Raw genomic sequence first — 21,977 nt, forward strand, 5'->3', positions numbered from 1 at the left:
TCCGCGTCTGCCAGTCATTCAAAGAGGAAAACCTGTCGTGAACCGTACGATCGCTCAAAAGGGAGCCGCCGGCCTGGCCACTGCTGTGGCAGAGAGTGTTCAGTATCAGGGCCGCAAGGCCAGCCGACAGGGCAGCGAGCAGCGCCGCCAGCAGATTCTCGACGCTGCCATGCGCATCCTCATTCGCGACGGCGTGCGTGCCGTGCGACATCGCGCCGTGGCCGCCGAGGCGCAAGTGCCGCTGTCCGCGACCACCTACTACTTCAAGGACATCGATGACTTGCTCACCGATGCCTTTGCGCAATACGTCGAACGCAGCGCCGCCTACATGGCCAAGCTGTGGACCAACACCGAAGACCTGCTGCGCGAGATGGTCGCCCGTAACGACGGCAGCCCCGAGGCCCGCGGACGTCTGGCCGATGAAATCGCGCGCATGACCCTCGATTACGTTCGCCGTCAATTGCTGACGCGGCGCGACCAATTGATCGCTGAGCACGCGTTCTGCCTGGAGGCCTTGATCAACCCTCGGCTCGCCCCTCTGGTAGCGGCCCATCAGCAAATCCTTTTGCAAGGAAGCGCCCAGTTTCTGGAGGTGATGGGCTCGACGCAGCCGAACGTGGATGCGCAAGTGTTGACGGGGATTATCGGGCGGATGGAATATCAGGGGCTGCTCGAAGGCCCGCGCCCCGAGGCAGACGAAGAAATGCTCGCTATTCTTACGCGCCAGATGCATCTGGTGTTGGGGACTGCCACGCCGACGGCTGGCTGAGAACGCTGAATTCAGGAGAAACGATGAAAGTCTGGAGCGTCTTGCTCGCCTTGTCGTTCGCGTTGTTGAGCGGATGCCTGGTGACTTTCAAGGACCCGATTCCCACCCGCGACACCGCGCCGCCCAAGCTGCTCGGCACCTGGACCAGCAAAAACGCCTGGGGCGAGCCGCTGGAGCTGGAAATCAGCCGCGCTGGCGACAATCAATACAAGGCCGTGAGCTACCGAAAGGGCGACCGCAAAAACCGCGACGAATACACCTTTACCGTTTCCCGCCACGGCAGCCGTTGGTACGTCTCGGCGGCATTGCCCGAGAAGTACGGCGCCAATTACGTGATCGCCGGTTTCGACCTGATCGACAACGAAAGCGCTACCGACGAACTGGTCATTTATGACCTGGACCTGGAACGCATGCAGCAATTAGTCGATCAGAAGACCTTTGAAGGTCAATCCATCGAGACCGAAAAGGGCGATGGCGTGCTGATCACCACTGCCATGGACAAGGTGTTTGCGTACCTGGACGACACCGCCAATTCCGACGTCTTTCTCAAAACGGCTCAATATCAGCGCATGACCAAATAGCGCCACGGGTTAATCAAAGGGGTACCGGGTGGACGAATACCAGCAGACCATTCGCGCGCTGTCCGATCGCATCGTCTTCGCGCAAACACCGATTCGCGTGCTCGATGCGGTGAAGTGGGACGACAGCATTCGCAAGACATTCCTCGCCGCCAAAGGCAAGCAACTGCCCGAGGTCGATCGCGCTTACTACGAAAACCGCCCGCTGGGATTCGACTCCGGCGCCGTGAAGCTTGAGTTTCAGAACATCGAGCGCGACATCACCCGGCAATTGGGGCAGTTCAACCCGGTCGGGCAAATCATGCGCCGCATGTGCAAGGAATACCGCATGGTCGTGCGCATGCTCGAAGCCCGCGGCACCCCGGATTTTGGCTTGATTTCCCAAGAGCTGTACGGCGCTGCGTCCGATGCGTTCCATGCCGGAGATCCGACGCTGGCCGACCTCGGCATGATGCTGTCCGATTACCTGAACAACATTGCCGGGCGCGGCGACCTCAAGGACGAGCCGAAAACCCTGAACGCCAAAGATGCGGTGGCGATGCTGCAAAGCCGCCTGAATCGCACCTTCGGCGAGGCGGAAGAAACCATTCGCGTGTTCGAATCCGACGGCATCGTCGCCGACGCGGCGGCAGGCGCGGACTACATCAAGATCCGCAGCGACGCGATGTTCAACGAGCGTGACGTGCGTGCCTTGGAGGTCCACGAGGGCCTGGTGCATGTGGGCACGACGCTCAATGGTCAAAACCAGCCGATCTGCACCTTTCTTGCAAAAGGCCCACCCTCATCGACGGTGACTCAGGAAGGGCTGGCGATTCTGATGGAGGTGATCGGCTTCGCCTCATACCCTAGCCGTCTGCGCAAACTCACCAACCGCACCCGTGCGATCCACATGGCGGAGGAGGGGGCGGATTTTCTGCAGGTATTTGAGTTCTATCGCGAGCAAGGCTTCGGCATGCCGGAAAGCTATGGCAATGCCAGCCGCGTGTTCCGAGGCTCTGTGCCGAATGGTCTGCCGTTCACCAAGGATCTGTCCTACCTCAAGGGTTTCATCATGGTTTACAACTACATTCAGTTGGCCGTGAGGAAAGGCAAGCTGGAGCAGGTGCCGTTGCTGTTTTGTGGCAAGACTACCCTGGAAGACATGCGCACCTTGCGTCAGTTGGTCGACGAAGGGCTGGTGGTGCCGCCCAAATACCTGCCGGACCAGTTCCGCGACATGAATGCGCTGTCAGCATGGATGTGCTTCTCCAACTTCCTCAATCATTTGAGCCTGGACCGGATCGAGGCGGATTACTCGAATATCCTCTGAAGGTCTCTCAGGCCCTGTAGGAGCGCGCTTGCCCGCGATTGCGTTGTGTCAGTCACCCACGCTTCATGAGACTCACGCCATCGCGGGCAAGCGCGCTCCTACAGTTACCCGAACGACAAGGAGATCGCTTGAAGCCTTTTCTTACGCTGCTTTTGCTCATTTCCCTCACCGGTTGCAGCCAACTCCTGTTCTACCCAGAGCGCGACGTACCACTCACACCGGAAAAGGCCCACTTGGCGTGGCGCGATATCACCGTCACCACGGCGGACGGCATCCGGCTGAACGCGTGGTTCTTACCGGCGAAGCAGGGTGTGCCGGTCAAAGGCACAGTGCTGCACCTGCATGGCAATGGCGGCAACATGGCATGGCACCTGGGAGGGAGCGGGTGGTTGCCGGAGCAGGGCTATCAAGTGCTGCTGCTCGACTATCGCGGCTACGGCAAGTCGGAAGGCGAACCCAGTCTGCCGGCGATTTATCAAGACATCGACGCCGCATTCGATTGGCTGAACCAATCCCCCGACGTTCAGGGCAGACCGCTGGTGGTACTGGGGCAAAGCATCGGCGGTGCGCTGGCCGTGCATTATCTGGCCGAACATCCGCAACAGCGATCGCGCATCAAGGCACTGGTGCTTGACGGTGTGCCGGCCAGCTATCGCGAGGTCGCCCGTTACACCCTCGGCACCGCCTGGCTGACCTGGCCCTTCAAGCGGCCGCTGTCGTGGGTGATTCCGGACAGCGACAGCGCCATCAACGGCATCGCCCAACTGAAAGGTACGCCGATGTTGCTGTTCCAAAGCGTCGATGACACGCAAGTCCCGCTGCACAATGGCATCAGCCTGTACCAAAGCGCGCCGCCGCCTCGGGTGCTGCAATTGACCCGTGGCCCTCATGTCCAGACCTTCGCCGACCCGACGTGGCAGGAGGTGATGGTGCGCTATCTGGACGATCCGTCGCATTTCAGTGGTCTGCGTCGCCTGGCCGAAGTCCCCAACTACCCTGATCCCGAGCGCAGCCAAAAGACGCCTTCCGCGTCATCGGACAGCCCATCCGCACCGCCCCCACATGAGCATCCGCAATGACCGAAGAGCGTAACGTCATTCCCCAGATCCTCACCGGCATTGCCTGCATTTTCGGCACAGTGGGTGTGCTTTGGTACTACGGCTATCTGCACTTCGCCAGACCGGAAGACGCGCTGGAACTGAGCCAATTCACGATGCTCAAGACCGTGCCAGGGGAGGACTACAAAGTTGCCCTCGAACCTGCGCCGCAGGTCGCGCAGTGCATCGACGGCGTGATGGTGCTGTTCGACACCCAAGAGAAAGGCCTGACTGGCGTGCTGGTCAATGACCGCAAACAGGCCGTGCGCTGCATGGGGCAGGCAACGCCGCAGCAGGTGCAGTGACCGTTTCCGCTGTGTGATGTGATCGCCGAAACACCGCTGCAACCTGGCGCCTAGGAACGAAGGCGGCGAATGCGTCGGGTCAGTCCCAGAAGCGTTACCTGAAAACCGCCATCGCGGCCGTCGTGCCTCCGGCGGCTCCTGCCGTGGTCGCGTTTACACACCGGGTGTCTTAGGGTGCGATTTCAGTTGCAGGCCCTAACTGCCGACACGCCACGATCCTGTGGGAGACGCCGGAGGCATGACGGCAGCGAAGCGGTAGGTCAGGCGGCCGATATGTCACTGGTCGATCACGTTGGCCAGCAACCAGCTCTCCCAAGATCGGGTTCACGGGACCGGGCCGTATCGGCCGCCTTGATGAGCGCCCACAAAAAAGCCCCGCCTGCTCGTCAGCAGGCGGGGCTCTGGTTTATCGCTGCAATGATTTATTGCATCGACGAACGCGGCGCAACCGGTTGGTTGTCGTTGGAAATGGTCACTTCCACGCGGCGGTTCATGGCGCGACCGGAAGCGCTGGTGTTGTCAGCGACCGGATATTCCTTGCCATAACCCTGAGACACCACGCGATCCAGACTCACGCCCATTTTCACCAGCGCCATGCGCACGGAGTTGGCGCGACGCTCGGACAGCGATTGGTTGTAGCTGTCGGAACCGGTGCTGTCGGTGTAACCCTCGACAATCACTTTGCGATCAGGGTTTTCCTGAAGGAACTGGGCCAGCTTGTTGACGTTTACCAGACCGGCAGATTTCAGGTCAGATTTGTTCAGGTCGAACAGCACGTCGCCGAACGTCACCAGCGTACCTCGCTCGGTTTGCTTGGCGTTCAGGCTGTTTTGCAGGGCTTTGATCTGCGCATCGCGGGCATCCAGACGCGCTTGAGCGCGTTGGGCAGCGGCATTTTTCAGATCGTTTTCGGCGGTCTTCAGGTTAATGGTCTGCTTCGCCAGCTCGACACGCTGATTGGTCAGATAGGCCAGCTGATCGACCTTTTTCTGATCTTCATTATTGCGGTAGGCGGCGTCAGCCTTGTTCAGCCAATCGCTGGCGTCCTTGGTTTCAAGGGCAGCGAGTTCGGTAGATTTCGGGTTGCTTTGCAGTGCCGAGTAGTTGGTGCGAGCCTGTTCCAGGTTCACGTTCGGTTGCGAAGAGCAGGCGGCCAGGCCGACGCTCATGGCCAACAGGGCAGGGATCAGTACTTGTTTGCGCATAATATTTTCGTCCTTTAAATCCAGGGGCAATGCTTGAAGTGCGGGAGGTTATTGAGCGGTCGGCTGAGCCTGACGCAGACCTTCTTCACGCAGTTCGTTGACGCCTTGGCGAGCGTCCTGCACGGCTTTCTGTGCTTTCGCCGCTTGGGCTTTACGTTCGGCTACGCGAGCGTCCCATTCAGCTTGTTCGGCATATTTGCGAGCTTCGTCGTATTTCTTGTCCTGCATGGCGAGTTCGGCTTGCTTGAACTTGTCCTGCGCCGATTTCATCTCGACTGCGGCGTACTCGGTGCCGCCCGCGCTGACGGCAGCGTTCACGGCAGATTGCGTCACAGCGTATTGCTCGCTTGGAGGCTTGCCTGCGCAGCCGGCAAGCAGGAGGCTGGTGCCCACGACCAACGCGGCCAGTTTCAGCCCGCGCGGACCTTTGATGGTGTGAGTGGCAGTGCGGGTATTCATGGTGGTCAACTCCATTTTGGAACTCCTGAAAGCTAAATTTTCCATTTCAGCGCGGGCCTGGACGGGGATGACGCTGGGTCAATTCCGCTGCCACTTGTCGGCTTTTTCTGTAATGGCTAACTGCTCGGACCTGCGGGATTTTTGAATAGTTCAGACGTTTTCGCTCTTAATGCCCCCGCTTTTGTTACGCGCTGTAAAATTGGCGCTCGTAAATTGGCGCAAAAAAAATACGTGCCGCCCCCGGCTTTCGGGCGCAGCGCGTACATTTTGCAGAGGCTGAAAGCGACGTCGTAATCAGTGCTGAGGACTGTCCTGCTGTTCAGACATATCCTGCAGATAACGCCGCGACAACGCCAAAAAGCGCGGTGTCGGACCGACGTCCTCGTACAGGGGATCGCCTTCCTCATCAGTGGCAACCACGTGCTGGCCCTTGACGTACGGGAAGCTGGCTTCCAGTTCTTCCAGGGCAGCGCCGATCAACTCACCCAACAATTCTTCGGCAGAGCGCTTGGGGTACATTTCGGCGATGGCGGCCAGACGGGCCGCGGCTTCTACATCCAGGTGAACCGCGTAGCCGGTTTTGGTCAGGCGACCTTTCGCGGAATCTTCCCAGTGTTTTGCAAGCTCACGGATTTTCATAGAGACCTCTCCAACGACCCGCGCGATAACGGGTTCAGGCGAATTGTCGAGCCACTGTCCGGCGAGGGGCAGAGCCCGGTTTTGAGCGTAGCGTGCTCCCGGCAGATGTAAGGCAAAGGGTTGCGTACGTGCATGAATTTGTCGCTCTATACACATTGATAGAGGCAAAACTTAAGAGGGCGTTCAGTTTCGGCTGCCGGAACTGACTCAGGACAGAACAACAAAACGCTGAAGGGGAAGGCTGGATGGCTGATATCGATGCACGATTGCGTGAGGACGTTCACCTGCTGGGTGAGCTATTGGGCAATACCATTCGTGATCAGCACGGAGCTGATTTTCTCGAAAAGATCGAGCGTATACGCAAGAGCGCCAAGGCTGGGCGCCGCAGCGCGACCCAAAGTACCGAGCAATTGAGCTCGAACCTGGAAAGTCTGAGCGAGGACGAACTGCTGCCGGTAGCGCGGGCGTTCAACCAATTTCTCAACCTGGCCAACATCGCGGAACAGTATCAGTTGATTCATCGGCGCGATGACAGCAAGCCTCAGCCGTTCGAATCCCGCGTACTTCCCGAGTTGCTGGAGCGTCTGAAGCAGTCCGGACAGTCACCTGACGCCTTGGCTCGTCAGTTGGGCAAGCTGGAAATCGAGCTGGTCCTGACCGCGCACCCGACCGAAGTCGCGCGCCGGACCTTGATCCAGAAATACGACGCCATCGCCGCGCAGTTGGCCGCACTCGATCATCGTGACCTGAACCGCCAGGAGCGCGAGCAGATTACCCAACGGTTGCAGCGCCTGATCGCTGAAGCCTGGCACACCGAAGAAATCCGTCGCGTCAGACCCACGCCGGTGGATGAAGCGAAATGGGGTTTTGCGGTCATCGAAAACTCCTTGTGGCAGGCCATCCCGAATTACCTGCGCAAGGCGGATCATGCACTGCATGCCGCCACTGGCCTGCATTTGCCGCTGGAGGCCGCGCCCATTCGTTTCGCCTCCTGGATGGGCGGGGATCGCGACGGCAACCCCAATGTCACTGCTGCGGTAACCCGTGAAGTACTGTTGTTGGCCCGCTGGATGGCGGCGGATCTGTACTTGCGCGACGTCGACCAGTTGGCCGCCGAACTGTCGATGCAGCGTGCCAGTCCCGCCTTGCAGGCTGAAGCAGGGGACAGCGTCGAACCCTATCGTGCCGTTCTGAAGCGTTTGCGCGAGCGCCTGCGCGCCACCCGCAACTGGGCCCACGCCTCGTTGAAGGTGACCCAGCCTGTCCCCGAAGACGTGCTGAACAGTAACCGGGAGTTGCTCGAGCCCTTGCAGCTGTGTTTCCAGTCGTTGCATGAATGTGGCATGGGGGTTATCGCCGATGGTCCGCTGTTGGATTGCCTGCGCCGGGCCGTCACCTTCGGTTTGTTTCTGGTCAAACTCGACGTCCGGCAGGATTCCACGCGCCACAGTGCGGCGATGACCGAAATCACCGATTACCTCGGGTTGGGCCGTTACAACGAGTGGAGCGAAGAGGCGCGCATTGAATTCCTCCTGCGTGAATTGAGCAACAAGCGCCCGCTGTTGCCCGCGCATTTCAAACCGGCCGCCGACACCGCCGAAGTGCTGGCGACCTGTCGCGAAGTGGCGGCGGCGCCAGCAGCTTCGCTGGGGTCCTATGTGATTTCCATGGCCGGCGCTGCCTCCGATGTGCTCGCCGTGCAATTGCTGCTTAAAGAGGCCGGGTTGCAGCGGCCGATGCGCGTCGTGCCTCTGTTCGAAACCCTGGCCGATCTGGATAACGCCGGGCCGGTGATCGAGCAACTGCTCAGCCTGCCCGGTTACCGCCTGCGTCTGCACGGTCCACAAGAAGTCATGATCGGCTATTCCGATTCCGCCAAGGATGCGGGCACCACGGCAGCGGCCTGGGCGCAATATCGTGCACAGGAAAAACTCGTCGAGATCTGCCGCGCCCAGCAGGTCGAGCTCCTGCTGTTCCACGGTCGCGGCGGCACCGTGGGGCGCGGCGGCGGTCCTGCCCATGCGGCGATTCTGTCGCAGCCGCCCGGTTCGGTGTCGGGGCGCTTCCGCACCACGGAACAGGGCGAGATGATCCGTTTCAAGTTCGGTTTGCCGGACATTGCCGAGCAGAATCTCAATCTGTATCTGGCCGCCGTGCTGGAGGCAACTCTTCAGCCGCCTCCGCTGCCCCAACCCGAGTGGCGGCAAATGATGGATGCGCTGGCGGCAGATGGCGTGAAGTCCTACCGAGCGGTGGTGCGTGAAAATCCCGAGTTCGTCGACTACTTCAGCCAAGCCACTCCCGAGCAGGAGTTGGGCCGTCTGCCGCTGGGCAGTCGCCCCGCCAAACGACGCGCAGGTGGCGTTGAGAGTCTGCGTGCCATTCCGTGGATTTTCGCCTGGACTCAGACGCGTCTGATGCTGCCCGCATGGCTCGGTTGGGAAGATGCGCTGCGCCAGGCACTGGAGCGGGGGCAGGGCGAGTTGCTGGGGCAGATGCGCGAGCAGTGGCCATTCTTCCGTACGCGGATCGACATGCTGGAAATGGTGCTGGCCAAAGCCGACAGCGACATTGCGCAGCTGTACGACGAGCGTCTGGTGGCCCCGGAGCTGCTGCACCTGGGTGCGCATTTGCGCGACCTATTGTCGCAGGCGTGCGATGTGGTGCTCGGGCTGACCGGCCAGTCGCAATTGCTGGCGCACAGCCCCGAGACGCTGGAGTTCATCAGTCTGCGCAACACCTATCTCGATCCTCTTCACCTCTTGCAAGCCGAGTTGCTGGCCCGGTCGCGCAAACAGGACGCCAGTCTTGACAGTCCTCTGGTCCAAGCGCTGCTGGTGTCTGTCGCGGGCATTGCCGCAGGTTTGCGCAACACCGGTTGACCCGACGTTTCCGACGCGAGTGAAGGCGAAGGCCTTCATCTCGCAGTGCATGACCGATCGATAACGGGATTCCGGGGTGAAGTTGCACGGCGTCGTGCCCACGTATTGATCGATGGCAAGCGACTGGTTTTTCGCGGGTTACTGCGACTTTTGGCGGCTTGTGCGGCATGAACCGGCTGTGTATCTTGATCAGCCTTTGGCCGTTGGGTCAGTTAATTTTTTAAAGTGATTGGCCCCATTTAGGCGAATCCGACGAAATCTCTATAAAAATTGAGGAGCACAACAATGCGCGTGATTCTGCTGGGAGCTCCCGGGGCCGGTAAAGGTACTCAGGCTACGTTCATTACCAAGCAATTCAACATTCCACAAATCTCCACGGGCGACATGCTGCGTGCTGCGGTCAAGGCGGGTACCGAGCTGGGTCTGAAGGCCAAGAGCGTCATGGACAGCGGCGGCCTGGTTTCCGATGACCTGATCATTGGCCTGATCAAGGACCGCCTGTCGCAGCCGGACTGCGCCAATGGCTGCCTGTTCGACGGTTTCCCCCGCACCATTCCTCAGGCCGAAGCCCTGAAGAACGCCGGTCTGGCGATTGATCACGTGGTAGAGATCAAGGTCGACGACGAAGAAATCGTCAAGCGCATTTCCGGTCGCCGTGTTCACGAAGGTTCGGGCCGCGTGTACCACACCGTTTTCAACCCGCCGAAGGTTGAAGGCAAAGACAACGAAACCGGTGAAGACCTCGTTCAGCGCAAGGACGACGTCGAAGAAACCGTTCGTCATCGGCTGTCGGTCTATCACGCTCAGACCGAGCCCCTGGTGAAGTTCTACCAGGAACTGCAAGCCAAAGACGGCACGCCGAAATTCAGCAGCATCGAAGGCATCGGCTCCGTGGAAGACATCACTGCCAAGGTAAAGGCAGCACTGGCCTGATCCTCATCGGCGCAGTGATCGACGGCCCGCTTGCGGGCCGTTGTTGTTTATAATGCGCCGCTCGATTGTGTAACGCTTCGTGCGCCCCCTTTCATTCGCTCAACCACGGACACCCCGATGACGACCTTGCTGGCCCTGGACACCGCTACTGAAGCTTGCTCAGTCGCTTTGCTGCACGACGGCAACGTGCTGACGCATTACGAGGTGATCCCGCGTCTGCATGCGCAGAAACTCCTGCCGATGATCAAAGACTTGCTCGCCGAAGCGGGCATTGGCCTGTCTGCGCTAGACGCCATCGCTTTCGGGCGCGGGCCGGGCGCGTTCACCGGCGTGCGCATCGCCATCGGTGTGGTGCAAGGTCTGGCGTTCGGGCTGGACCGACCGGTGCTGCCGGTGTCCAACCTGGCGGCGCTGGCGCAACGTGCGTTTCGTGAGCAGGGCGTCACGCAGGTAGCGGCGGCCATCGACGCGCGGATGGATGAAGTGTATTGGGGCTGCTATCGCGAGGTGGCCCGCGAAATGACATTGGTCGGCGCAGAAGCCGTGATGCCACCTCAATTGGCGGCACTACCCCCTGATGCGTCGGGCGAATGGTTCGGCGCTGGCACCGGCTGGGGCTACGCCGAACGCATCGGCGTCAAACTCGCTGGTCGGGACGCCACATTGCTGCCCCATGCGCAGGACTTGCTGACCCTGGGCACGTTCGCCTGGCAGCGCGGAGAAGCCATCGTTGCCGATGATGCGCAGCCTGTTTATCTGCGCGATAAAGTGGCCACGCCAAAAGCGCGATGATCCTCTCAGGCTGACTCAGCGGCCAAGCTCTACCTCACGAAAGGAGGCTAGCCACTTCTCATCCTCAGCCGCTACATGCCCAATCTGCGACATAAGTCACAGCGTTTGCTACCGTTCGGCGATATTTGCCTGGTTTCTACTCGAAGGTTTTAAACATTTGGCAATAACTGTGGTCTAGTTATCGTTCACGTATTTGCTTAGTTGCCCGCGTGAGATTAAATTGCCACTACAAGACGCCGAGTAAACATCGATGCGGATTAACGGTCCTTCACAACGTTCGTACCCGATCAAGCGCAAGCCCCGCAAAGGCCCAGCGACTATCGACAGTGCCTCTGAAGAAGTGATCGTCGACGACGATATCGAAGTCGTTGCGCAGTCCCCTCGTCGTCAAACCGGTAACACGGCCAATGTGCCCGCTCGCCAGCAGGACATCATCTTCCCGCGGGCCATGAGTCGCCGGGTCGCCAATGCCCTGAGCAGCTATCTGACGACGTCAACGTTCGTCGATTGGGACCTTGAAGTCTCGGGTCTCGATCTGCACGTTTGAACATCGCCAACTTTCCTTATTACATCGGTTGTCCCTCCTGGAGTGAAAACGCCTGGCGTCAATCGTTGTACCCGCAAGACGCCCGCCCCAATGATTTGCTGGCGCTATACGCCCAAGTCTTCAATGCCGTCGAAGGCAACACCACGTTCTATGCCCGCCCGAAAGACATCACCGTCGAGCGCTGGGCTCACGTCTTGCCAGCGCATTTTCGCTTCACCGCCAAGTTTCCCCGGGACATCAGCCACGGCGGCGATCTGCGTGAACACCTCAGCGCTGCCCAGGATTTCCTGAAGTTGCTCGCGCCTCTGGGCGATCGGATTCAACCGCTGTGGCTGCAACTCCCTGCGACCTTTACACCTCACCGCCTCGGCGAGCTGGCCACGTTCCTCGACGCGCTGGAAGGTCAGGCCTTGGCAGTCGAGGTCCGCAACATGGGGTTCTTCGACAAGGGCGAAGGCGAGCGCGTGCTCAATCGTCTGTTGTTGGAGCGGGGCGTTGAGCGCATTTGTCTGGATTCGCGGCCGCTGTTCAGTTGCGTGTCCACCGATCCCGCTGTGCTGCACGCACAGTCGAAAAAACCGAAAGTCCCCGTGTGCCCTGCGGCCCTGACGCGCTTTCCGCAAGTGCGTTTCATTGGGCGGCCAGAGCTGGAGGCCAATCAGCCGTTTATCGAGCAGTGGGCCGTGAAGGTGGCAGGCTGGATCGAAGAGGGCCGCACGCCCTACGTTTTTCTGCATACGCCCGACAACATCCGTGCCCCTGATCTTGCGCGACGTTTCCATCGGCACTTGATGACATTGCTGCCGGGGCTGTCGGACTTGCCAACGCTGGAGCGTGGCCCAGAAGTGGAGCAACTGGGCTTGTTGTGAGGTCAGTTAGAGGGATGCCACTGTCCTCACTGCGGAACCTGCCCATGCGCGGCTCGACCTTTTTCCTGTTATTGCTGCTGATGTGTGTCGGCATCGGGCTGTCGGTCTGGCGCGGCTGGCTGCCGGTGCCGGCACGCTGGAACCCCTGGGCGCCGCTGGACGTACGCGAACAACCGAACTTCCTTACGTCCTTCAAACTCATGCGCCTGCGTGAGGATCCGACGCTGTGCGATCAGGCGCTGCAAACCTCCAGTTTGCGTTACTCCCATCAGGCCGACAGTGACGCTGCCGCCAAATGCCCGCTGAGCAATACCCTGCGCATTCAGGGTGGGGATGTGGCCCTCAGCAGCAGCTTTCTGTCGAGCTGTCCTTTGGCGGTCGCCTACGCCATGTTCGACATCCATGGTTTGCAACCCGCTGCGCAAGCGGTATTCGGGCAGAACGTCACGCAAATCGATCACCTCGGCAGCTTCGCCTGTCGCAACGTCTACAACCGCAGCGAGGGGCGCCTGAGTCAGCACGCGTCGGCCAATGCGCTGGACATTGCGGGATTTCGTCTGGCGGATGGCAGGCGAATTTCCGTACTCAAGGATTGGAAAGATGAAGGTGACAACGGAACATTTCTGAGGCTGGTCAGAAAGGGCGCGTGTCAGCAGTTCAACACCGTGCTGGGGCCGGATTACAACGCCGCACACCGAAATCATTTTCACGTGGACATGGGGCGGTGGCGGGTGTGTCGGTAGCGTCAGTTCTGTCGGCGTGATCTGGCTCGCGATCGCGTTTTATCTGTCACCACTGCGCCGTCCGACCTACTGCATCGCGAGCAAGCTCACGCCTACAGAGTCAGCGTTCCGCTCTGATCAAGCCGCGATCCGCAGATTCTGCAACACAATCGGGCGCGCCCAACCATTGTCAAATTCCAGATGACGCTGCTGTTCGGTCATTTCTTCAGCGCTGTACGGCGTGGCGGGTTTGTCAGCCAAGTCCCATTCGAATTCGGCGATGGGCAGGAACAGTGGGCGTGGCTGAGGGCCTGGGCCCGGATCGACGCTGTCGTCATAAGGATTCAGCACGGTGGGGCGAACCCAACTGCTGTCGATTTCCAGATTGCGTTGCTGTTCGATCATTTCGCTGGCGCTGAATGGCACCGGACGTTTGGCCAGGTCCCATTCGAATTCGGCGATGGGCAGAAACAGCGGCTCAGGCGGGGCAATTTCTGTGTCCACGACCGGGCATTCGCGCTGCTCTACGATTTTGCCCAATGTTCTGGCGCCCGCGACGGGTTCGCCGGTCATGCTGTCCGTTGTGGCGGCAATGACGCTGTATTCGGACGGGGTCGTTGCGTTGTCATCGACTTGCTGCGCCATCGCACGGGCAAACGCATCCTGCCAAAGCTGCGTGACGCCGCTCAGGGTTTCGGTATTGCGTACGCTGTAGTCGCCTACGTACGTCAAATAACCTATCGGAGATGTTTGCTGAATGTCTGACATAAGCGCTCAGTACATGCCGTGGGTCTGGCAAAATGCCGGATACTTTTGTTATCGGCAGATGTTGCCAATCATTAAGAAAATTTGAGCGTGTTGAAGAGATGACTGAGCAGCAAGCGGGCAGCCGCATTCGGGTCGAAGCCCTCACCCCTGAAGCCCTGAAAAGCGCCGAGCAGTGGGCCCTCCGTTTGGGGCTGCCGCTGGATGATGCCGACGCCGATTTTGCCCTGCAACTGACTGACGCTGGCCTGCAATTGCAACAGCTGGGCGACGATGCGCCGGGGCCTGTGCGGGTGGATTTCGTCGAAGGCAAAGCGGCTCACCGGCGCCTGTTTGGCGGAGGCAGCGGGCAGATGATCGCCAAGGCCGTGGGCGTTCAGCCGGGTGTCAGACCTCGGGTGCTGGACGCCACGGCGGGGCTGGGCAAGGATGCGTTCGTGCTGGCGAGCCTGGGGTGTGACATGAGCCTGATCGAACGTCAGCCGATCATCGCGGCGCTGCTCGAAGACGGTCTGGCGCGCGGGGCTCAGGACCTCGACGTGGGCGCGATCATTGGCCAGATGCGTCTGCTGACGGGCAATGCCATCCACCTGATGCGCCACTGGGAAGGCGAACCCCCGCAAGTCATCTACCTGGACCCGATGTTCCCGCATCGCGAGAAAACCGCGCTGGTAAAGAAAGAGATGCGACTGTTTCGTCCGTTGGTGGGCGACGACCTGGACGCTCCGGCCTTGCTGGAAGCGGCCTTGGCATTGGCGACTCACCGCGTCGTGGTAAAACGCCCGCGCAAGGCGCCGTGCATCGAAGGCGCGAAGCCGGGGTATGCCCTGGATGGAAAATCCAGCCGGTATGACGTGTACCCGAAGAAGGCGTTGAAGCCGTAGACGTTCTCCACGCGATGTCGGCTCGCCACATTCATGTGGGAGCCGACTTGCTGCGGGCGGCGATCCGACGAATGCGTCGGGTCAGACATCCTGATATTGCCTGAGATACCGCTTTCGCCAGCAAGCCGGCTCCCACAGTGGGTGATGTAAGGCATGCATTCGGCGGTGCAGCTCGAATTCAGCCTCTGTAAGCCTTCAAAAACAACGCCACCACTTCCTGCACATGCTGTTCGCTGGTCTGTTCATCCGGCACGCCGCCGTTGCCGATCAGCAATCGGAAGTTGCACACGCCCTTGATCAGACTCAGAAAGTGCCCCGCCGCGCTGACGGGCGAATCGAAATGCAGCCCCTCGGTGTCGTTCACCCGCGTCAGAAAACGCTCCATTTCCTGAAGGATGCGTTGCGGACCGGCTTCGAAGAACACCGCTGACAGCGACGTGTCCTGGGTGCCGAGAGCGATCATCAGGCGATGCAGCTCGATGGATTCGGGGCTATTGATCAGGCTGTGAAAGCCCCTCGCAATCCCCAGCAATACCTTCTCCACGGGCGCATTTTGCGCGACGACCACAAACAGTTCAGGCAACTGTTCCTCGCAACGGGCCACCACGGCCGCTGAAAACAGTGTCTCTTTGTCGGTGAAATGGCTGTAGACCGTCAGTTTGGAAACACCGGCTTCAGCTGCCACGGCATCCATGCTGGTACCCGCATAGCCGTTGCGCACGAACAGGTCCTTGGCCGCGTCCAGAATCGCCTTGCGCTTGGCCAAGTCTTTAGGGCGGCCGGGGCCGACAGTAGTAGGGGATTCGGTCAGAGAGTCGTCAGGCATATTCATTTTGATTAGTGGACTGTTCAGTTCGGTAATTCTCAATATACTCGCCAGTACAATTATTCAAAGCTCTCTTACCAAGGTGCCACACCATGTTTCGCGATGCCTTGTTTCTTGCTGTACCCATCTGTCTGGCGGCGTTGCTGGCCGGCTGCGGTCAGGACGCCTCGGTCCCTGCTACCGTACGCCCCGCGATGGTTGTGCAACCACAGCCGTCGGCCCAATCCATGGACAGCTACCCTGGCGAAGTCCGTGCCCGTTTCGAGCCGGACCTGGCGTTTCGCATCCCTGGCAAAGTCAGCAAACGCCTCGTCGAAGAGGGCGAGCGGGTCAAGGCCAATCAGCCGCTGGCCGAACTCGATGCACAAGACGTGCGCTTGCAACTGGATGCCACGCGGGCGCAAGTCGCGGCGGCCGAGGCGAACCTGCAGATGGTCCGCTCGGAGCGTGACCGTTACAAGACGTTGATAGACCGGCAAATGGTCAGCAAATCGCAGTTCGACAACGCCGAAAATCTGTATCGCGCGGGCGATGCGCGCCTCAGACAACTGAAGGCTGAACTCACGGTCGCCGACAATCAGACCGGTTACGCGGTACTTCGTGCGTCCCAGGATGGCGTCGTCGCCAAACGCTTGGTCGAGGTGGGTCAAGTGGTGGCGGCGGGGCAGACCGTGTTCACCCTCGCTGCCGATGGCGAGCGCGAGGTGTCGATCAGCCTGCCGGAGCAGAATTACGGCCGTTTCAAGATCGGTGACCCGGTGTCTGTCGAGTTGTGGACCCAGCGGGAACAGCGTTTTCCTGGCCGTATTCGCGAGCTGTCCCCCGCAGCGGATCCGCGATCTCGCACGTTTGCCGCGCGCATCGCTTTCGCAGGCGGCAAAGTGCCCGCCGAATTGGGGCAAAGCGCCCGCGTGTTCATTGCGTCCGAACACAATGTCCCCCTGTCTGTACCGTTGTCGGCCTTGACTGCCGAGCAGGGGCAGACCTACGTCTGGCGTCTGCAAAGCGACAGCACCCTCAAGCGCACCCCCGTTCAAGTCGGCCCTTATGGTCAGGAATCGGTGCCGGTGCTGGGGGGGCTCGAAGCCAGTGACTGGGTGGTGGCAGCGGGCGTTCACGTGCTGCACGACGGCGAGCAGGTTCGCCCGGTCGATCGCAGCAACCGTGCGGTGAAACTGGCGGCGAAGGAGTAAGCACGGATGCGTTTCAACCTTTCCGAATGGGCCCTGCACAATCGACAGATGGTCCTGTACCTCATGATTCTGCTGGCCGCCGTCGGCGCGCTTTCTTACACCAAATTGGGACAAAGCGAAGACCCGCCGTTCACCTTCAAGGCCATGGTCATTCGTACGTTGTGGCCGGGAGCCAGCGCTGAGGAGGTGTCGCGCCAGGTCACCGACCGCATTGAAAAGAAGCTGATGGAAACCGGCGATTACGAGCGCATCGTCTCGTTCTCGCGGCCCGGTGAGTCTCAGGTGACGTTCATGGCGCGGGATTCCCTCGTCTCGGCCAGACTCCCCGAGCTGTGGTATCAGATCCGCAAAAAGATCGGCGACATCCGCGCCACCCTGCCGCCTGGGGTGCAAGGGCCGTTTTTCAACGACGAGTTTGGAACCACCTTCGGCAATATCTACGCGCTGACCGGCGAAGGTTTCGACTATGCCGTGCTCAAGGATTACGCCGACCGCATCCAGATTCAGCTGCAACGGGTCAAGGACGTGGGCAAGGTCGAGCTGATCGGGCTGCAGGACGAGAAGATCTGGATCGAGCTTTCGAACGTCAAACTCGCGACCCTGGGCCTGCCGCTGCAAGCCGTGCAGCAAGCACTGGAAGCCCAGAATGCGGTCGTCGCTGCGAGCTTCTTCGAGACGCCCAGCGAGCGCATTCAACTGCGGGTGACGGGGCGTTTTCAGACCGTCGATGAAATTCGCAACTTCCCGATTCGCGTGGGTGATCGCACGTTCCGCATCAGCGACTTGGCCGATGTGCGCCGAGGTTTCAACGATCCGCCTGCGCCAGAAATGCGCTTCATGGGGCAGAATGCGATAGGCCTGGCCGTGGCGATGAAGGATGGCGGCGACATCCTGGTGCTGGGGCGTGCGCTGGAAACCGAGTTCGCTCGCCTGCAGAACAATCTCCCGGCGGGCATGACGCTGAGCAAGGTCTCCGATCAGCCCGCCGCGGTGAAAACCAGCGTCGGCGAGTTCGTGCAGGTCCTCGCTGAAGCCTTGGGCATTGTGCTGTTGGTGAGTTTCTTCTCCCTCGGCGTACGCACCGGCATGGTGGTGGCGCTGGCGATTCCAGTGGTGCTGGCGATGACCTTCGCCACCATGTATTACCTCGGCATCGGTCTGCACAAGATTTCCCTCGGCGCGTTGGTCCTGGCGTTGGGGTTGCTGGTGGACGACGCGATCATCGCCGTGGAGATGATGGCGATCAAAATGGAGCAGGGTTATGACCGGCTTAAAGCGGCCAGCTTCGCCTGGACCAGCACTGCATTCCCGATGCTCACCGGCACGCTGATCACCGCAGCAGGCTTTCTGCCCATCGCGACTGCGCAGTCCAGCACTGGCGAATACACCCGCTCGATCTTTCAGGTAGTGACCATCGCCCTGCTGGCGTCGTGGGTCGCGGCGGTGGTGTTCGTGCCGTACCTGGGCGAGCGTCTGTTGCCGGATCTGGCCAAAATCCACGCCGCCAAACACGGCGCTGGACCAGACGCGCCGGACCCTTATGGCACCCCGTTCTATAAGCGTGTGCGAGGTCTGGTGGGCTGGTGCGTGCGGCGCCGCAAAACGGTGATCGTGCTGACCATCGCCTTGTTCGCCCTGTCGATTTTCAGCTTCCGCTTCGTGCCGCAGCAGTTCTTCCCGGCCTCGGGACGACTGGAGCTGATGGTCGACCTCAAGCTGGCCGAAGGCGCCTCGCTCAGCAATACCGCCGAGCAGGTCAAGCGCCTGGAGGCCATGCTCAAATCCCACGCCGGGGTCGAGAATTATGTGGCCTATGTCGGGACCGGCTCGCCGCGCTTCTACCTGCCGCTGGATCAACAACTGCCGGCGGCGAGCTTCGCTCAGTTCGTCGTGCTGGCGAAAACCATCGAAGACCGCGAGGCCCTGCGCACCTGGCTGATTCAGACGCTCGACGAACAATTTCCGATGCTGCGCCCTCGGGTCACGCGTCTGGAAAACGGCCCGCCCGTGGGCTACCCGGTGCAGTTTCGCGTGACTGGCGAACACATCGATGAAGTGCGGGCGCTGGCGCGCAAGGTTGCGGCGAAAGTGCGCGAGAACCCGCACGTAGTCAATGTGCACCTGGACTGGGAAGAGCCGAGCAAAGTCGTCTACCTCAATGTCGATCAGGACCGGGCTCGCGCGCTCGGCGTGACCACGGCGGACCTGTCGAGCTTCCTGCAAAGCCAGTTGACCGGTTCCAGCGTGAGCCAGTATCGCGAGGACGACAAACTGATCGAAATTCTGCTGCGCGGCACCGAGCAGGAGCGCCACGATTTGGGCGGCCTGGCGAGCCTGGCGGTGCCCACCGCCAACGGCAGCAGCGTCGCGCTGTCGCAAGTGGCCACGCTGGAATACGGTTTCGAAGAAGGGGTCATCTGGCACCGCAATCGGCTGCCGAACGTCACCATTCGCGCCGACATCTATGGCAAGGAGCAACCCGCGACGCTGGTCAATCAGATACTGCCAACGCTGGATGACGTGCGCGCTCAATTGCCGGATGGCTATCTGTTGGAGGTCGGCGGCACCGTCGAAGACTCCACCCGCGGGCAGAACTCGGTGAATGCTGGCGTGCCGCTGTTCATCGTCGTCGTGCTGACGTTGCTGATGATCCAGCTGCGCAGTTTCTCACGCACGTTCATGGTGTTTCTGACAGCGCCTCTGGGCCTGATCGGCGTGACCCTGTTCCTGCTGATCTTCCGCCAGCCCTTCGGCTTCGTTGCCATGCTTGGCACCATTGCGTTGTCGGGGATGATCATGCGCAACTCGGTGATTCTGGTGGACCAGATCGAACAGGACATCGCCGCAGGCCTCGATCGCTGGCAAGCCATCATCGAAGCCACGGTTCGCCGCTTCCGCCCGATTGTGCTGACGGCCCTCGCTGCCGTGCTGGCCATGATCCCGCTGTCGCGCAGTGTGTTCTTCGGCCCGATGGCGGTGGCGATCATGGGCGGGTTGATCGTCGCGACCGCGCTGACGCTGCTGTTTTTGCCCGCGCTGTATGCGGCGTGGTTCAGGGTGAATGAACGTGAAACTCCGAGCTGATGCAGGGGCAGGTATGCCCGTAGCCTGGCAGTGAGGCTGCTCTGATCTTCAGCCAGCCACATTGCATGTGGGAGTGAGCTTGCTCACGAAAGCGCCGGTCCGGTCAGCCATTTTTTCGGCGCATGGATCTCCCTCTTCGTGAGCAAGCCCACTCCCACAGAAGGGGGGTGAGTCCTTGATCGCCCCCTCCGGTGGTTTGTAGCTTGCTAAAGGCTGAACAAACCTACCGTTGCACTTCTCGCCCTCACGAATTTTTCCTATATTCGCGCCGCCAGCCTTCGGCTGCTCAACCCCCATCCGAGTCCATGTCGTTTCAGGCGATAGAAGTCCATGTCCGAATCCTTCGAAGTCCCCAGCCCTCACGAGCATCATGTCGAGCACGCGCACATCACGGGGGATCGGTTTGCCGGGAGGATCGCGGTCATGACGGCGATCATGGCGACGGTCGGTGCGCTGTTGAGTTATCAGGCCGGTTCGAGCGAAAGCGAAGCGGCCATGGACAAGAACAACGCGGCGATCAAGAAAACCGAGGCGTCGAATCAGTGGAATTACTACCAGGCCAAGTCCAGTCGCGAAAATCTTGCGGATCTGGCCAGTCACATGCCGGGTATGGACACGGCGCATTACGTGGCTGAGGTGCAGCGCTATAAAGCCGATAAAGAGGCGGCGAGAACCAAGGCCGAGGCATTGGAAGCGCAAGCCGAAGCGTGGGACGAAAAATCCGAGCGCCTGTTGCATTCCCACCATCGCTGGGCGCAGGCGATGATGGCGATTCAGATGGCCATTTCCCTTGCCGCGATCACCTTGCTCACACGCAAAGAGTGGCTTCAGAAAACCGCGTACGGCGCAGGTGGCGTCAGTGTCTTGCTCGGCGTGATGGCGTGGCTGCATCTCTGAACGCAGCCTTTGAAAAAGCCCCGGCACTTCGCAGTGTCGGGGCGTTTTGCTGCTTGCTGAACGAGGTCGATCACAACGCGCCAAACACCTTCTTCGCCAGGCTGGTCGCCGCTGCGGCCGGGTTGGCGCGGATGCTCTCTTCCTGCTTGGCGATCATTTCGAAGAGGCCGTCGAGGGCTTTTTCGGTCACGTAGCCTTCAACGTTGGAATCCTTGGCATCCAACACGCCCAGGCTCGCTGCCTTGCCCGCGAAGGCGTTGTAGCGCTGCGCCAGACCCACTTTGTCGGTCGCCTGCTTGACGATGGGCAGGAACTTGGCGCGGATCTGCTCGCGGCTGGATGTGTTCAGGTACTGAGTGGCTGAATCCTTGCCGCCGGTCAGGACACCCTTGGCATCCGCCACGCTCATCTTCTTCACGGCATCTACCAGAATCGCCTGGGCCTGCGGTACGGCGGCTTCAGCGGCCTGGTTCATGCTGGTTTCCAGCTGATCCACTTGCGTCCCCATGCCCAGCAGCTTCATCTTGCTCGCCACTTTGCCCAGCTTGCCCGGCAGCTCGATGCGCACGTCCTTGTTATTGCTGAACCCGCCCGGCACCCCCAGTTGCTTGACGGCAATCTGCGCGCCTTGAGTCAGGGCGTCCTTGAGGCCACCGGTCGCGTCCGATTGCGAAAGGTCACCCAGCGACAGCGCAAAGGCATTGGCCGAGAGCAACAACCCGGCAAACAGGCCAGTGAACGAGAGAGAGCGAAGCAGCATGGGTAAGGTCCTATTGCGAGGTGAAGAAAATCGGGTCAAGGCCGCTTAGTTCGCCGGGTTCACACGAATCTTGACCCGTGGTTTATCTTCCAGCGTCAGGTCCACGGTGTAGCGTTCGGTGCTGATCAGTAACAGCTTGCCATCGACTTCAATGCGCGCGCTGACGGCATAGGTGTGGCCCGGTTTGACCTGCTGCTGATCGTAGGTCAGATGAAAGGGTAACGGTACCTGGCCTTTGATCGGGCCGCTTTCGCTGGCCAATGTCTGCGCGGGGGCATCCGCCAGAGAGACATCTTGCAGCGTGACTTTCAATGTTGCAGTCGGCGGCAGGGCCATGCGTTGCAGGTAAAACACTTCGCCGTCCAGCGTGCCTTTCATGTTGTCCGGCGCATGACCGGCGCAGGCGGCCAGGACGGTGGTGGCCAAGGCCAGGATCAGACGTTTCATCAGGTGCTTCTCCAT

General features: G+C 60.4%; 22 protein-coding genes. 15 read left to right on the forward strand and 7 right to left on the reverse strand.

Annotated features, from left to right (window positions below):
- Positions 1-37 precede the first annotated feature (37 nt).
- The 5 genes from B3N48_RS00740 (at position 38) to B3N48_RS00760 (ending at position 4,058) form a co-directional block, all read left to right on the forward strand.
- Positions 38-769, forward strand: coding sequence for a TetR/AcrR family transcriptional regulator (locus tag B3N48_RS00740; RefSeq protein ID WP_296178424.1), 732 nt, complete (start codon positions 38-40; stop codon positions 767-769).
- A 23-nt stretch (positions 770-792) separates the two neighbouring features.
- Positions 793-1,350, forward strand: a complete 558-nt coding sequence (locus B3N48_RS00745) for a hypothetical protein (protein WP_296178426.1) — start codon at positions 793-795, stop codon at positions 1,348-1,350.
- 28 nt (positions 1,351-1,378) lie between these two features.
- Entirely contained in the window at positions 1,379-2,656 is a 1,278-nt protein-coding gene (locus B3N48_RS00750) for a flavohemoglobin expression-modulating QEGLA motif protein (protein ID WP_296178429.1), read from the forward strand.
- A gap of 128 nt (positions 2,657-2,784) precedes the next feature.
- On the forward strand, positions 2,785-3,735 hold the full coding sequence (locus B3N48_RS00755) for an alpha/beta hydrolase (protein ID WP_296178431.1): 951 nt from the start codon (positions 2,785-2,787) through the stop codon (positions 3,733-3,735).
- Positions 3,732-4,058 (forward strand): hypothetical protein, encoded by a 327-nt coding sequence (locus tag B3N48_RS00760; RefSeq protein WP_296178434.1) that lies wholly within the window; start codon positions 3,732-3,734, stop codon positions 4,056-4,058. Before B3N48_RS00755 ends, B3N48_RS00760 begins: the two co-directional genes overlap by 4 nt.
- Before the next feature lie 422 nt (positions 4,059-4,480).
- On the opposite strand, the gene B3N48_RS00765 is transcribed toward B3N48_RS00760, so the two are convergent.
- From B3N48_RS00765 to B3N48_RS00775, 3 genes are all read right to left on the reverse strand, one after another.
- Positions 4,481-5,263, reverse strand: a complete 783-nt coding sequence (locus B3N48_RS00765) for an OmpA family protein (RefSeq protein WP_296178436.1) — start codon at positions 5,261-5,263, stop codon at positions 4,481-4,483.
- Positions 5,264-5,311: 48 nt separating this feature from the next.
- Positions 5,312-5,737, reverse strand: a complete 426-nt coding sequence (locus B3N48_RS00770) for a DUF4398 domain-containing protein (RefSeq protein WP_296178439.1) — start codon at positions 5,735-5,737, stop codon at positions 5,312-5,314.
- A gap of 279 nt (positions 5,738-6,016) precedes the next feature.
- Positions 6,017-6,361 (reverse strand): pilin assembly protein, encoded by a 345-nt coding sequence (locus B3N48_RS00775; protein WP_296178442.1) that lies wholly within the window; start codon positions 6,359-6,361, stop codon positions 6,017-6,019.
- A gap of 245 nt (positions 6,362-6,606) precedes the next feature.
- Between B3N48_RS00775 and ppc the strand changes: the two genes are divergently transcribed.
- From ppc to B3N48_RS00805, 6 genes are all read left to right on the forward strand, one after another.
- Positions 6,607-9,243, forward strand: a complete 2,637-nt coding sequence (ppc, locus tag B3N48_RS00780; protein ID WP_296178444.1) for a phosphoenolpyruvate carboxylase — start codon at positions 6,607-6,609, stop codon at positions 9,241-9,243.
- A 285-nt stretch (positions 9,244-9,528) separates the two neighbouring features.
- On the forward strand, positions 9,529-10,176 hold the full coding sequence (gene adk, locus B3N48_RS00785) for an adenylate kinase (protein ID WP_296178446.1): 648 nt from the start codon (positions 9,529-9,531) through the stop codon (positions 10,174-10,176).
- A 117-nt stretch (positions 10,177-10,293) separates the two neighbouring features.
- A complete protein-coding gene (gene tsaB / locus B3N48_RS00790) occupies positions 10,294-10,968 on the forward strand; it encodes a tRNA (adenosine(37)-N6)-threonylcarbamoyltransferase complex dimerization subunit type 1 TsaB (RefSeq protein WP_296178448.1) in 675 nt (224 codons plus the stop codon).
- A 250-nt stretch (positions 10,969-11,218) separates the two neighbouring features.
- A complete protein-coding gene (locus tag B3N48_RS00795; RefSeq protein WP_296178451.1) occupies positions 11,219-11,515 on the forward strand; it encodes a hypothetical protein in 297 nt (98 codons plus the stop codon).
- A gap of 2 nt (positions 11,516-11,517) precedes the next feature.
- Positions 11,518-12,384, forward strand: a complete 867-nt coding sequence (locus B3N48_RS00800) for a DUF72 domain-containing protein (protein WP_296178814.1) — start codon at positions 11,518-11,520, stop codon at positions 12,382-12,384.
- Between the two features lie 44 nt (positions 12,385-12,428).
- Positions 12,429-13,127: an extensin family protein gene (locus tag B3N48_RS00805; RefSeq protein ID WP_296178454.1), complete on the forward strand. Its 699-nt coding sequence runs from the start codon at positions 12,429-12,431 to the stop codon at positions 13,125-13,127.
- Between the two features lie 117 nt (positions 13,128-13,244).
- Here B3N48_RS00805 and B3N48_RS00810 read toward each other — a convergent pair whose 3' ends face one another.
- A complete protein-coding gene (locus B3N48_RS00810) occupies positions 13,245-13,874 on the reverse strand; it encodes an energy transducer TonB (RefSeq protein ID WP_296178456.1) in 630 nt (209 codons plus the stop codon).
- Positions 13,875-13,972: 98 nt separating this feature from the next.
- Between B3N48_RS00810 and B3N48_RS00815 the strand changes: the two genes are divergently transcribed.
- Positions 13,973-14,755 carry a class I SAM-dependent methyltransferase gene (locus tag B3N48_RS00815; RefSeq protein WP_296178458.1) on the forward strand — a complete coding sequence of 261 codons (783 nt, stop codon included), beginning with the start codon at positions 13,973-13,975 and terminating at the stop codon, positions 14,753-14,755.
- Positions 14,756-14,933: 178 nt separating this feature from the next.
- Here the strand turns inward: B3N48_RS00815 and B3N48_RS00820 are convergent, their stop codons facing one another.
- Positions 14,934-15,581, reverse strand: coding sequence for a TetR/AcrR family transcriptional regulator (locus tag B3N48_RS00820; protein ID WP_296178460.1), 648 nt, complete (start codon positions 15,579-15,581; stop codon positions 14,934-14,936).
- A 92-nt stretch (positions 15,582-15,673) separates the two neighbouring features.
- Here B3N48_RS00820 and B3N48_RS00825 point away from each other — a divergent pair, with 92 nt between their 5' ends.
- The 3 genes from B3N48_RS00825 (at position 15,674) to B3N48_RS00835 (ending at position 20,755) form a co-directional block, all read left to right on the forward strand.
- Entirely contained in the window at positions 15,674-16,774 is a 1,101-nt protein-coding gene (locus B3N48_RS00825; RefSeq protein ID WP_296178464.1) for an efflux RND transporter periplasmic adaptor subunit, read from the forward strand.
- Between the two features lie 6 nt (positions 16,775-16,780).
- Entirely contained in the window at positions 16,781-19,858 is a 3,078-nt protein-coding gene (locus B3N48_RS00830; protein ID WP_296178466.1) for an efflux RND transporter permease subunit, read from the forward strand.
- 330 nt (positions 19,859-20,188) lie between these two features.
- Positions 20,189-20,755 carry a DUF4337 domain-containing protein gene (locus tag B3N48_RS00835; protein WP_296178469.1) on the forward strand — a complete coding sequence of 189 codons (567 nt, stop codon included), beginning with the start codon at positions 20,189-20,191 and terminating at the stop codon, positions 20,753-20,755.
- Between the two features lie 70 nt (positions 20,756-20,825).
- Here B3N48_RS00835 and B3N48_RS00840 read toward each other — a convergent pair whose 3' ends face one another.
- Complete coding sequence (locus B3N48_RS00840) at positions 20,826-21,515, reverse strand: DUF4197 domain-containing protein (RefSeq protein WP_296178472.1); 690 nt, start codon at positions 21,513-21,515, stop codon at positions 20,826-20,828.
- 45 nt (positions 21,516-21,560) lie between these two features.
- Positions 21,561-21,962 (reverse strand): YbaY family lipoprotein, encoded by a 402-nt coding sequence (locus tag B3N48_RS00845; RefSeq protein WP_296178473.1) that lies wholly within the window; start codon positions 21,960-21,962, stop codon positions 21,561-21,563.
- Positions 21,963-21,977 lie beyond the last annotated feature (15 nt).

This window comes from Pseudomonas sp. UBA1879 (assembly GCF_002338065.1).
In the GTDB taxonomy this organism is placed as follows: domain Bacteria; phylum Pseudomonadota; class Gammaproteobacteria; order Pseudomonadales; family Pseudomonadaceae; genus Aquipseudomonas.